The organism is Pseudomonas sp. P4_D7, assembly GCF_056401755.1.
The window spans coordinates 45,739-58,070 of the sequence record NZ_JBFUIR010000030.1 but is presented as its reverse complement, the minus strand read 5'-3'; the positions used below and the strand labels follow the sequence as shown (position 1 = coordinate 58,070).

The following is a 12,332-nucleotide window of genomic DNA, read 5'->3' as shown; positions in this document are numbered from 1 at the left end:
CTTGTGGGCTGTCATATAAGCATCACCGAACGTTCATGGCGATGACACCGGGGCTACATAGCCTGACTTTGCACAACACGGCTGCATAAAGAAAGTCGATCGGCTGCAACCCACGACGGGTTAAAGGCCCGTACGGAGATTCACATGACTCAGATCGCCCGCATCAGCGACACCGGCAATGAACGCCGCCTGCAAGCCGAACGCCTGATCGGCGCCGAGGCCTTGCAGCAAGCCCAGGCCTTGCGCTTCAACGTCTTCAGCGGCGAGTTCAACGCCAAACTGAAAGGCGCGGAACTGGGTCTGGACATGGATGATTATGATGTTCACTGCAGCCACATCGGTGTGCGTGACTTGAACACCGGCCGTTTGGTGGCGACCACGCGTCTGCTCGATCACACCGCTGCCAGCAGCCTCGGCAAGTTTTACAGCGAAGAAGAATTCAGCCTGCACGGCCTGACGCATCTGCAAGGCCCGATCCTCGAAATCGGTCGCACCTGCGTCGACCCGGCCTATCGTAACGGCGGCACCATTGCGGTGTTGTGGGGCGAATTGGCCGAAGTGTTGAATCAGGGCGGTTACAGCTACTTGATGGGTTGCGCGAGCATTCCGATGCAAGACGGCGGCATCCAGGCCCACGCGATCATGCAGCGTTTGCGTGAACGCTATCTGTGCACCGAACACCTGCGCGCCGAACCGAAAAATCCGCTGCCGACGCTGGATATTCCTTCCAACGTGATCGCCGAAATGCCGCCGCTGCTCAAGGCCTACATGCGCCTGGGCGCGAAGATCTGCGGCGAGCCGTGCTGGGACGAAGACTTCCAGGTCGCCGACGTGTTCATCCTGCTCAAGCGCGACGAACTCTGCCCGCGCTACGCCAAGCACTTCAAGGCGGCCGTGTGATGAGCCGGCTGCGCGTGTACGCGCGGATCGCGCGGGTGCTGCTGGTGGTGGCGCTGGGCTTGACCATGGCCACTGTCTTTGGCGTGTTTGAACGGATTGGCCTGGCGCATTCGATGGAACGGCGTCAGCGCTGGTCGCGCTTCTTCATGGCGCGCCTGAGCAATGCCCTGCCCTTTCGCGTGACGGTTCACGGTGAGCTGCCGAAACAGCCGATGCTGTGGGTCAGCAATCATGTGTCGTGGACCGACATTCCGCTGCTCGGCATGCTCACGCCGCTGTCGTTTCTGTCCAAGGCCGAAGTGCGCACCTGGCCGGTGGCTGGTTGGCTGGCGGCGAAGGCTGGCAGCCTGTTCATCCGTCGCGGTTCGGGCGACAGCCAGTTGATCCGCAAGCAGATGACCCGTCACCTGCAAACCGATCACGCCTTGCTGATGTTCCCGGAAGGCACCACCACCGATGGGCGCTCGCTGCGTACCTTTCATGGTCGCTTGCTGGCGGCGGCGATTGATTCCGAGGTGATGCTGCAACCGGTGGCGATCCGTTATCTGCGTGATGGCGAGATCGATGCGCTGGCGCCGTTTATTGGTGACGATGATCTGCTCTCGCACCTGATGCGCCTGTTCAGCAATGATTGCGGCGATGTTGAAGTGCATCTGCTCAAGCCGATTGCCTGTCAGGGGCGTGAGCGTGCGGCGTTGGCATTCGAGGCACAGCAGGCGGTGCAGAAGGCGTTGTTTGGTGAGGTGGCGAAACCGGCCGAACCGCGTCGCGCAGGCGAATTGATTGCAGCCTGAAAACACACATCCCCCCTGTGGGAGCGAGCTTGCTCGCGAAAGCGGTATGTCATTCAAAGTTGATGTTGGCTGACACGACGCCTTCGCGAGCAAGCTCGCTCCCACATTGGTTTTATGTCATTGACGGATTTTGTGCGAAGTCCTGGAGTTGTGGGTAGAACAAGCGGAAGTCTTCACTCAGCGGCTCATACAACCGCCGCAATTCCTCCATCGCCCCCGCCAGCTCTTCCGGCCGGCTCAGCCGCCGCGAGATCCCGCGCAACACCTGCTCCAGCACTTCAAATTCCTGATACGAACCCAACCAGTCATTGGCGACCATGTGCGGGGCGATCTTCGCCAATCGCTCGGGCAGTTGCCGTTCGCGGGTCAGCACCCGATACACATCAGCGGTGAAAACCTCCAGCGGCTGATCGGCATACAACCGCCAGTCCCGGGCCAGGCAATGATCGAAAAACACGTCGAGGACGATCCCGGCATAACGCCGCCTCGTATCGGAAAACCGCCCCAACGCAACGTCCACCAACGGATGACGATCGGTAAACACGTCAATCCGCCGATGCAATTGAATGGCCGCCTCGACCTCCGGCGCAAACTGCCCTTGCAGCCGACCTTTGACGAAATCGCCATACAGACTGCCGAGCAGTTGCCCGGGGCGCTGGCCACCGAGGTGTAAATGTGCGAGATAGTTCATGGGCGCAGCTTAGCACTGCGACCCGCAATCCATACACCATCGTATCGTTATAACGCGATATACCAATTTATGCTGACGTCAGATCAAAATCATATTGGTGTATCGCGATCTAACGATTTATATTTCGCTACATCGCGATATAGCGTTGTACACATTGTGAGCACCCTGCCATGAACCTCGACCTCGACGAAATAATAAAAGCCCTGGCGCACCCAGTACGGCGAGACATCCTCAACTGGCTGAAAGACCCGAAGAACGAATTTCCGGAACAGTTGCACAACCACGAGTACGGCATTTGCGCCGGGCAGATCGATCAGCGCTGCGGCCTGTCGCAGTCGACTGTTTCGGCACACCTCGCAACGTTGCAACGCGCCGGCCTGATCAGCAGCCAGAAGGCCGGTCAATGGCACTTTTTCAAACGTAACGAGGACGTGATCCAGGCGTTCCTCAGCACCCTCAGTAAAGAGCTCTGACCCTTAACGTCAGCCAGCCGACAAGGAAACCTGCATGCCCCTCTCGCTACTCATCCTCGCCTTGAGCGCCTTCGCCATCGGCACCACCGAGTTCGTCATCATGGGCCTGCTGCCCAATGTGGCGGCCGACCTCGGTGTGTCGATCCCCGGCGCCGGTTGGCTGGTGACCGGTTACGCCCTCGGCGTGGCCATCGGTGCGCCGTTCATGGCCATGGCCACCGCCAAACTGCCGCGTAAAGCGGCGCTGGTGGCGTTGATGGGCATTTTTATTGTCGGCAACCTGCTGTGTGCGATTGCCAGTGATTACAACGTGCTGATGTTTGCCCGTGTGATCACCGCGCTGTGCCACGGTGCGTTCTTCGGCATCGGTTCGGTGGTGGCGGCCAATCTGGTGCCGGCCAACAAGCGAGCGTCGGCGGTGGCGTTGATGTTCACCGGTCTGACCCTGGCCAACGTCCTCGGTGTGCCGCTGGGCACTGCGCTGGGTCAGCAATACGGCTGGCGCTCGACCTTCTGGGCGGTGACCGTCATCGGTGTGATTGCGCTGATCGGCCTGATCCRCTTCCTGCCGGCCAAGCGTGACGAAGAAAAACTCGACATGCGCGCCGAACTCGCCGCCCTCAAAGGTGCCGGGATCTGGCTGTCGCTGAGCATGACTGCACTCTTCGCCGCATCCGTCTTCACTCTGTTCACCTACGTCGCCCCGCTGCTCGGCGAAGTCACCGGTGTGTCGCCCCGTGGCGTGACCTGGACGCTGATGCTGATCGGCCTGGGCCTGACCGTCGGCAACATCATCGGCGGCAAACTCGCCGACAAGGGCATGGCCGCCACGCTGATCGGCGTGTTCATCGCCATGGCCGTGGTTTCCACCGTGCTGACCTGGACCAGCGTTGCGCTGATCCCGACTGAAATCACTCTGTTCCTCTGGGCCACCGCGTGTTTCGCCGCCGTGCCGGCGCTGCAAGTCAACGTGGTGACCTTCGGCAAAGCCGCACCGAACCTGGTTTCGACCCTGAACATCGGTGCCTTCAACGTCGGCAACGCCCTCGGCGCCTGGGTCGGCGGCAGCGTCATCGCCCACGGCTACGGCCTGACCAGTGTGCCGCTCGCAGCCGCCGCACTGGCAGTGCTCGCCTTGCTGGTGACCCTGATTACTTTCCGTCAGAACGGCAATGCCGATCTGGCCCCTGCTACCAACTGATTAACTTTCACTTACGAGGGTTGTAGACATGGCAACTATTTTTGATCCGATCAAACTCGGCGACGTCGAGCTGGCCAACCGCATCATCATGGCCCCACTGACCCGCTGCCGCGCCGACGAAGGCCGCGTACCGAACGCGCTGATGGCTGAATACTACGTACAACGCGCGTCCGCTGGCCTGATCCTCAGCGAAGCCACTTCGGTAACGCCAATGGGCGTCGGCTACCCGGACACCCCGGGCATCTGGTCCAACGATCAAGTGCGTGGCTGGGCCAACGTGACCAAAGCGATTCACGCTGCTGGCGGCAAGATATTCCTGCAGCTGTGGCACGTGGGCCGTATCTCCCACGAGTCGTACCTCAACGGTGAAGCGCCGGTGGCACCGAGCGCGATCCAGCCTAAAGGTCACGTCAGCCTGGTGCGCCCACTGGCCGACTACCCAACCCCGCGTGCACTGGAAACCGCTGAAATCGCCGACATCGTCGACGCTTACCGCACCGGTGCCGAGAACGCCAAAGCCGCCGGTTTCGACGGCGTGGAAATCCACGGCGCCAACGGTTACCTGCTCGACCAGTTCCTGCAAAGCAGCACCAACCAGCGCACCGACAACTACGGTGGCTCACTGGAAAACCGTGCACGTCTGCTGCTGGAAGTGACAGATGCGGCGATCGAAGTCTGGGGCGCTGGTCGCGTTGGTGTGCACTTGGCACCGCGCGCTGACTCCCATGACATGGGCGATGACAACCTGGCGGAAACCTTCACCTACGTCGCACGTGAACTGGGCAAGCGCGGCATCGCGTTCATCTGCTCCCGTGAGAAAGAAGGCGCCGACAGCCTCGGCCCGCAATTGAAAGAAGCGTTCGGCGGCCCTTACATCGCCAACGAACGCTTCACCAAGGACAGCGCTAATGAGTGGCTGGCCAGCGGCAAGGCTGATGCCGTGGCATTTGGTGTGCCGTTCATTGCCAACCCGGATCTGCCGGCTCGTTTGAAGGCGGATGCGCCGTTGAATGATGCGCGTCCGGAGTTGTTTTACGCTAAAGGGCCGGTCGGTTATATCGACTATCCAGCGCTGTAAGGCATCACCCAGAAACGCGAAAGCCCCCGACTTGTGAGAGTTGGGGGCTTTTTTGTGTTCGCCTGGAGATTGATTGCGCTTTTTAGTACGCAGCCCCTCACCCCAGCCCTCTCCCTAGGGAGAGGGAGCCGATATTTGTGCTTTTCAAATCTGGAGTTCGACCTGATATCTCAGGTCGGCGTATCTCGCAAGAACACCTCGGTCAGTCCCCTCTACCTCTGGGAGAGGGTTAGGGTGAGGGCAAGCGGCTCACACTCATTCACACAGAAGACACAAATTCCCTACAAAATGCGTAGCTCGCTACGTTTAAACTCCCCCCGCTGCGAAGCTATATAAAGGCAGGCCAATTGACATAAGCGGTGTCAATTACGCATTTTGTTTCATTTGCGCAGGCTGGGACTCAGGCGCAGCATGTCCAACCCTGTATCGACCCAACGCTCGGCCTCGGCATGCAACTCAAAGCTGTCCGGCGCCAGAAGCCATCCATACAGAAGGCCATCGATATAGCTGTGAATACTGATGGCCGCGCGGGCGGTGTCGAGATCTTCCGGCAACTGGCCGCGATTGACCGCATTACGCAACGTCAGAGCGATGCGCTCGTTGCAATCGAGACTGACGTCCCGGCGCTGCTGGCGCAAATCGCACATTTCATCGGTGAACTCGCACTTATGAAACAGAATTTCGTTGATCCGCCGGGTTTTCGGGTCCAGCGCAACTTGATGAAACAAATGAATCAGCAGTTGGCGCATGCAGCCCAACGGATCGAGTTCATCTTCACTTTCGCTGGCCCTGGCCAATTCATCCAGCGGCTCACGCAGCGAATCCAGCATGGCCTGGACCAGATCGGCCTTGTTACTGAAATGCCAGTAAATAGCACCACGTGTGACCCCGGCCATTGTCGCGATATCGGCCAGCGTCGTACGAGCGACGCCCCTTTCATAAAAGGCTTTCTCCGCCGCTTCCAGGATCTGGCTACGGGTTTCTTGAGCTTCCTCTTTGGTACGACGGACCATGACAGTAAAACCTCAAACAGGATGTTTCAGGGATGGCTGAATATCCGCTGAATAAAGAGGGGGCGATCTCTCACGGATCTGCTCCCCGGCCTACAATTTCAAACCTTGCGACGAGTTTTGTAACAGGGTGGGTACGTGGCAAAGGTGTTTACAAACAACCATGAACGTAAGTATATTCCTTAGCAAGCTACTTATCCACCCGGTACCCAATTTTTACCCTTCCACACTTCTTGTGCGCTTTTCGCGCGCCTGACCCGAGGATCTTCATGCAATTCAAGCCAGCTGTTACCGCTCTGGTCACTGCCGTCGCCCTGGCATCGCTGCTCAGCGGATGTAAAAAGGAAGAAGCGGCACCGGCCGCTCCACCGCCTCAGGTCGGCGTCGTCACCCTGCAACCACAAGCGTTTACCCTCACCTCCGAACTGCCGGGCCGCACCAGTGCGTACCGCATCGCGGAAGTTCGACCGCAGGTCAACGGCATCATTCTCAAGCGTCTGTTCAAGGAAGGCGGCGATGTCAAAGCCGGCCAGCAGCTGTATCAGATCGATCCGTCGGTCTATGAAGCGACCCTGAAAAGCGCCGAAGCCAACCTGCGTTCGACCAAGTCGATCTCTGACCGCTACAAGCAACTGGTCGATGAGCAGGCCGTGAGCCGCCAGGAATACGACACCGCCGTGTCCAACCGCATGGAATCGGAAGCGTCGCTGCAGAGCGCGCAGATCAACGTGCGTTACACCAAGGTGTACGCGCCGATCTCCGGTCGTATCGGCCGTTCTTCGGTGACCGAAGGTGCGCTGGTCAGCAATGGTCAGACCGACGCGATGGCGACCATTCAACAACTGGACCCGATCTACGTCGACGTCACCCAGTCCTCGGTTGAACTGCTGGAATTGCGCCGCGAGCTGGAAAGCGGTCGTCTGCAGAAGTCCGGCGAAAACTCGGCAGCGGTCAAACTGACCCTGGAAGACGGCAGCCAGTACAAGCTCGACGGTAAGCTGGAATTCTCCGAAGTCACGGTCGACCCGACTACCGGTTCCGTGACCCTGCGCGCGGTGTTCCCGAACCCGGATCACACCCTGCTGCCAGGCATGTTCGTTCGCGCCCAGTTGCAGGCTGGCGTCAACGCTGCGGCCATTCTGGCGCCGCAACAAGGCGTGACCCGTGACCTCAAAGGCACCCCGACCGCACTGGTCGTCGGCGCCGACAACAAGGTCGAACTGCGTCAGCTCAAGGCCAGCCGCACCGTCGGCAGCCAGTGGCTGATCGAAGATGGCCTGAAGGCTGGCGATCGTCTGATCACCGAAGGGCTGCAATACGTGCGCCCAGGTGTTCAGGTCAATCCGACCGAAGCGACCAACGTTGGCAAAAAGAACCCGGCACCCGCTCAGGCAGCTGATAAAGCCTACGGCGGCAAAGGGGAGTAACTCATGTCAAAATTCTTCATCGACCGTCCGATTTTCGCTTGGGTAATTGCCCTGGTGATCATGCTGGTCGGGGCACTTTCGATCCTGAAATTGCCGATCAACCAGTACCCGAGCATTGCGCCACCGGCCATTGCGATCTCCGTGACCTACCCGGGCGCTTCGGCGCAAACCGTGCAGGACACCGTGGTCCAGGTGATCGAGCAGCAGCTCAACGGTATCGACAACCTGCGTTATGTGTCCTCGGAAAGTAACTCCGACGGCAGCATGACCATCACCGCGACCTTCGAGCAAGGCACCAACTCCGACACCGCGCAGGTACAGGTTCAGAACAAGCTGAACCTTGCCACCCCGCTGTTGCCGCAGGAAGTGCAGCAACAAGGTATCCGCGTGACCAAGGCAGTGAAAAACTTTCTCTTGGTCATCGGCGTGGTCTCGCGTGACGGCAGCATGACCAAGGACGACTTGTCCAACTACATCGTGTCGAACATGCAGGACCCGATCTCGCGGACTGCCGGTGTCGGTGACTTCCAGGTCTTCGGTGCCCAGTACGCGATGCGCATCTGGCTCGACCCGGCCAAATTGAACAAGTACAACCTGACCCCGGGCGATGTCAGCACCGCGATCTCGGCGCAGAACGTCCAGGTGTCCTCCGGTCAGCTCGGCGGTTTGCCGGCGCTGCCAGGCCAGCAACTGAACGCCACGATCATCGGCAAAACGCGTCTGCAGACGGCCGAGCAGTTCAAGGCGATTCTGCTGAAGGTCAACCAGGACGGCTCGCAAGTGCGTGTCGGCGACGTCGCTGACGTCGGTCTGGGCGGTGAAAACTCCAGCATTTCTGCGCAGTTCAACGGCAGCCCGGCTTCTGGTCTGGCGGTAAAACTGGCCAACGGTGCCAACGCCCTCGACACCGCCAAGGCGCTGCGCAAGACGATTGACGACCTCAAGCCGTTCTTCCCGCAAGGCATGGAAGTGGTATTCCCGTACGACACCACTCCGGTGGTGACCGAGTCGATCAAAGGTGTGGTTGAAACCCTGGTCGAAGCGATCGTGCTGGTGTTCCTGGTGATGTTCCTGTTCCTGCAGAACTTCCGCGCCACGGTCATCACCACGATGACGGTGCCGGTGGTATTGCTCGGTACGTTCGGCATCCTCGCGGCCTTCGGTTTCAGCATCAACACCCTGACCATGTTCGGTATGGTGCTGGCCATCGGTTTGCTGGTGGACGACGCCATCGTCGTGGTGGAAAACGTCGAGCGGGTGATGAGCGAAGAAGGCTTGTCACCGAAGGAAGCGACCAAAAAATCCATGGGCCAGATCCAGGGCGCACTGGTCGGTATTGCGCTGGTGCTGTCGGCGGTACTGCTGCCGATGGCGTTCTTCAGCGGCTCCACCGGTGTGATCTACAAGCAGTTCTCGATCACCATCGTCTCGGCCATGGCCCTGTCGGTGATGGTGGCGCTGATCTTCACCCCGGCCCTTTGCGCGACCATGCTCAAGGCGATTCCGAAAGGTGAGCACGGCACGCCGAAGAAAGGTTTCTTTGGCTGGTTCAACCGCAATTTCGATCGCGGTGTGCAGAGCTACGAGCGCGGTGTCGGCAACATGCTGTCGCGCAAAGCACCGTACCTGCTGGCCTATCTGCTGATCGTGGTCGGCATGATCTGGCTGTTCACCCGCATTCCAACCGCGTTCCTGCCGGAAGAAGACCAGGGCGTACTGTTCGCCCAAGTCCAGACCCCGGCCGGTTCGAGTGCCGAGCGTACTCAGGTGGTGATCGACGAAATGCGCAGCTACCTGCTGGATAAAGAAGCAGGCGCAGTGTCCTCGGTGTTCACCGTAAACGGCTTCAACTTCGCCGGTCGCGGTCAGAGCTCTGGCCTGGCGTTCATCATGCTCAAGCCGTGGGATGAGCGTAACGCGGACAACAGCGTGTTTGCCCTGGCCCAACGTGCCCAGCAACACTTCTTCACTTTCCGCGATGCCATGGTGTTCGCTTTCGCCCCGCCTGCGGTACTGGAGTTGGGTAACGCCACCGGTTTCGACGTGTTCCTGCAAGACCGCGCCGGTATCGGTCACGACAAGCTGATGGAAGCACGTAACCAGTTCCTCGGCCTCGCCGCTCAGAGCAAGGTGCTCTATCAGGTGCGTCCGAACGGCCTCAACGATGAACCGCAATACCACCTGGAAATCGACGACGAGAAAGCCCAGGCCCTTGGCTTGAGCCTCACCGACATCAACAGCACGCTGTCGATCTCCTTCGGTAGTAGCTACGTCAACGACTTCATCGACCGTGGTCGTGTGAAGAAGGTTTACGTACAAGGTCAGGCCGGTGCTCGCATGAGCCCTGAAGACCTGAAGAAATGGTACGTGCGCAACAACGCCGGGACCATGGTGCCGTTCTCCGCCTTCGCCAAAGGCGAGTGGATCTACGGTTCGCCGAAGCTGGCCCGTTACAACGGCGTAGAAGCGATGGAAGTGCTCGGCTCTCCGGCGCCGGGTTATTCCACCGGTGAAGCGATGGCCGAAGTCGAAGCGATTGCCAAGAAGCTGCCGGCCGGTGTCGGTATCTCCTGGACCGGTCTGTCCTATGAGGAACGTCTGTCGGGTTCGCAAGCACCGGCGCTGTACGCCCTGTCGCTGCTGATGGTGTTCCTGTGTCTGGCGGCGCTGTACGAGAGCTGGTCGATTCCGATCGCGGTTATGCTCGTAGTACCGCTGGGGATCATCGGTGCGCTGCTGGCCACCAGCCTGCGTGGGCTGTCCAACGACGTGTACTTCCAGGTGGGGCTGTTGACGACCATCGGTCTGGCGGCTAAAAACGCCATTCTGATCGTCGAGTTCGCCAAGGAACTGCATGAACAGGGACGCAGCCTGCGTGATGCGGCAATCGAGGCCTGCCGCATGCGTCTGCGACCGATCATCATGACCTCGCTGGCCTTCGTCCTCGGTGTTGTACCGTTGGCGATTTCCACTGGTGCAGGTTCAGGCAGTCAACATGCGATCGGTACCGGCGTGATTGGCGGTATGCTCACGGCCACGATCCTGGCGATCTTCTGGGTCCCACTGTTCTTCGTTACGGTTTCGTCCATCGGCCAGCGTAAGATCGCTGACGAGGATGAAACGACTGAAACTCCTAAAGAGGCTGGCCAATGAGCAAGTCGCTACTCTCCATCGCAGTCGCCGCCTTCGTGCTGAGCGGTTGCTCGCTGATACCTGATTATCAGCAGCCTGAGGCTCCGGTCGCAGGTCAATACCCGCAGGGGCCGGCCTATTCGCCGGCCCAGGCACCGGCGCAAGCCGCTGCCGAGCAAGGCTGGAAGCAGTTTTTCCATGACCCTGCGCTGCAACAGCTGATCCAGGTCTCCCTGGAAAACAACCGCGACCTGCGTGTCGCGGCGCTGAACATCGACGCTTACGCGGCTCAATACCGCATCCAGCGTGCCGATCTGTTCCCGGCGGTATCGGCCAATGCCAGCGGCAGCCGTCAGCGTGTTCCGGCCCGTGCCTCGCAAACCGGCGAGTCGAGCATCACCAGCTCCTACTCCGCCACTGTCGGCATCAGCGCCTACGAACTCGACCTGTTCGGTCGCGTTCGCAGCCTGAGCGAACAAGCGCTGCAACAATACTTCGCCACCGAAGAAGCACGCCGCAGCACCCAGATCAGTCTGGTCGCCAGCGTCGCCAATGCTTACCTGACCTGGCAAGCGGACAAGGAACTGCTCAAGCTGACCCAGGACACCCTCGGTGCCTTCGAAGAAAGCTACAAGCTGACCAGCCGCAGCAACGAAGTCGGTGTGGCTTCGGCACTGGACCTGGCCCAGTCGCGCACCTCGGTCGAGAACGCCCGCGCACAACTGGCGCGTTACACCCGCCAGGTGGCGCAGGACGAAAACAGTCTGACCCTGCTGCTCGGCACTGGTATCCCGGCTAATCTGCAAACGGCCAAACCGCTGTCCGATGACCTGCTCAGCGACGTCCCGGCCGGTCTGCCTTCGGATCTGCTGCAACGTCGTCCGGACATTCTGCAAGCCGAGTACAACCTGAAAGCGGCCAACGCCAACATTGGCGCGGCCCGTGCCGCGTTCTTCCCGAGCATCAGCCTGACCGCCAACGCGGGCAGCCTGAGTCCGGACCTGTCCGGCCTGTTCAAGGGTGGTTCGGGGACGTGGTTGTTCCAGCCGCAGATCAACCTGCCGATCTTCAACGCCGGCAGCCTGCGCGCCAGCCTCGACTACGCCAAGATCCAGAAGGACATTGGCGTGGCGAACTACGAGAAGTCCATTCAAACGGCCTTCCAGGAAGTCGCCGACGGCCTCGCCGCCCGCCAGACCTACACCGAGCAGCTGCAAGCGCAGCGTGACTTCGTCGCGGCCAACCAGGATTACTACCGCCTGGCCGAACGTCGCTACCGCATCGGCGTCGACAGCAACCTGACGTTCCTCGATGCCCAGCGTCAGCTGTTCAGCGCGCAACAAGCGCTGATCACCGACCGCCTCGCGCAGCTGACCAGTGCGGTCAACCTGTACAAGGCCTTGGGCGGTGGCTGGAATGCGCAAACCGCGCAGAACGAACCGCTGAAAGAAGAAGCACCGAAGATGAAGTTGTTCTGATCATCGGCTGAATACAAGGAGCCCACCGATTGGTGGGCTTTTTGTTGCCTGGCAGAAAGGTGTGTTGTCTGGGCTGGCCCATTCGCGAGCAAGCTCGCTCCCACAGGGGAACGCATTCCAAATGTGGGAGCGAGCCTGCTCGCGAAGA

10 protein-coding genes are annotated in these 12,332 nt (G+C 60.0%); 8 read left to right on the top strand and 2 right to left on the bottom strand.

All coding sequences use genetic code 11. The annotated features are described in order from the left end of the window. Positions 1 to 144 precede the first annotated feature (144 nt). Together olsB and AC1DVF_RS19000 are read left to right on the top strand one after the other, a co-directional pair. Positions 145 to 900: an L-ornithine N(alpha)-acyltransferase gene (gene olsB / locus AC1DVF_RS19005; protein WP_093438600.1), complete on the top strand. Its 756-nt coding sequence runs from the start codon at positions 145 to 147 to the stop codon at positions 898 to 900. Continuing rightward, complete coding sequence (locus tag AC1DVF_RS19000; RefSeq protein WP_093438604.1) at positions 900 to 1,694, top strand: lysophospholipid acyltransferase family protein; 795 nt, start codon at positions 900 to 902, stop codon at positions 1,692 to 1,694. Before olsB ends, AC1DVF_RS19000 begins: the two co-directional genes overlap by 1 nt. Before the next feature lie 112 nt (positions 1,695 to 1,806). Here AC1DVF_RS19000 and AC1DVF_RS18995 read toward each other — a convergent pair whose 3' ends face one another. Next, positions 1,807 to 2,385, bottom strand: coding sequence for an acyl carrier protein phosphodiesterase (locus tag AC1DVF_RS18995; RefSeq protein ID WP_116254501.1), 579 nt, complete (start codon positions 2,383 to 2,385; stop codon positions 1,807 to 1,809). A 170-nt stretch (positions 2,386 to 2,555) separates the two neighbouring features. On the opposite strand from AC1DVF_RS18995, the gene AC1DVF_RS18990 reads away from it, so the two are divergent. The 3 genes from AC1DVF_RS18990 to AC1DVF_RS18980 are packed head-to-tail and all read left to right on the top strand — an operon-like array spanning position 2,556 to position 5,137. Further along, positions 2,556 to 2,858 carry an ArsR/SmtB family transcription factor gene (locus AC1DVF_RS18990; RefSeq protein ID WP_007917068.1) on the top strand — a complete coding sequence of 101 codons (303 nt, stop codon included), beginning with the start codon at positions 2,556 to 2,558 and terminating at the stop codon, positions 2,856 to 2,858. Between the two features lie 34 nt (positions 2,859 to 2,892). Next, the gene (locus AC1DVF_RS18985) at positions 2,893 to 4,059 is read left to right on the top strand and encodes an MFS transporter (protein ID WP_477782968.1); all 1,167 of its coding nucleotides are present in this window, start codon (positions 2,893 to 2,895) and stop codon (positions 4,057 to 4,059) included. A 28-nt stretch (positions 4,060 to 4,087) separates the two neighbouring features. Beyond that, positions 4,088 to 5,137, top strand: a complete 1,050-nt coding sequence (locus AC1DVF_RS18980) for an alkene reductase (protein WP_093438614.1) — start codon at positions 4,088 to 4,090, stop codon at positions 5,135 to 5,137. 380 nt (positions 5,138 to 5,517) lie between these two features. Here AC1DVF_RS18980 and emhR read toward each other — a convergent pair whose 3' ends face one another. Next, positions 5,518 to 6,150 (bottom strand): efflux system transcriptional repressor EmhR, encoded by a 633-nt coding sequence (gene emhR / locus AC1DVF_RS18975; RefSeq protein ID WP_016982806.1) that lies wholly within the window; start codon positions 6,148 to 6,150, stop codon positions 5,518 to 5,520. Positions 6,151 to 6,416: 266 nt separating this feature from the next. Between emhR and AC1DVF_RS18970 the strand changes: the two genes are divergently transcribed. From AC1DVF_RS18970 to emhC, 3 genes are read left to right on the top strand one after another with little or no spacing between them, the layout of a single operon-like run. Further along, positions 6,417 to 7,574, top strand: a complete 1,158-nt coding sequence (locus AC1DVF_RS18970) for an efflux RND transporter periplasmic adaptor subunit (RefSeq protein WP_034153082.1) — start codon at positions 6,417 to 6,419, stop codon at positions 7,572 to 7,574. Between the two features lie 3 nt (positions 7,575 to 7,577). Beyond that, positions 7,578 to 10,727 carry an efflux RND transporter permease subunit EmhB gene (emhB, locus tag AC1DVF_RS18965; protein ID WP_257357284.1) on the top strand — a complete coding sequence of 1,050 codons (3,150 nt, stop codon included), beginning with the start codon at positions 7,578 to 7,580 and terminating at the stop codon, positions 10,725 to 10,727. Beyond that, positions 10,724 to 12,184 (top strand): efflux RND transporter outer membrane subunit EmhC, encoded by a 1,461-nt coding sequence (gene emhC, locus AC1DVF_RS18960; RefSeq protein ID WP_093438633.1) that lies wholly within the window; start codon positions 10,724 to 10,726, stop codon positions 12,182 to 12,184. The genes emhB and emhC overlap by 4 nt, the downstream gene beginning before the upstream one ends. Positions 12,185 to 12,332: the final 148 nt, after the last annotated feature.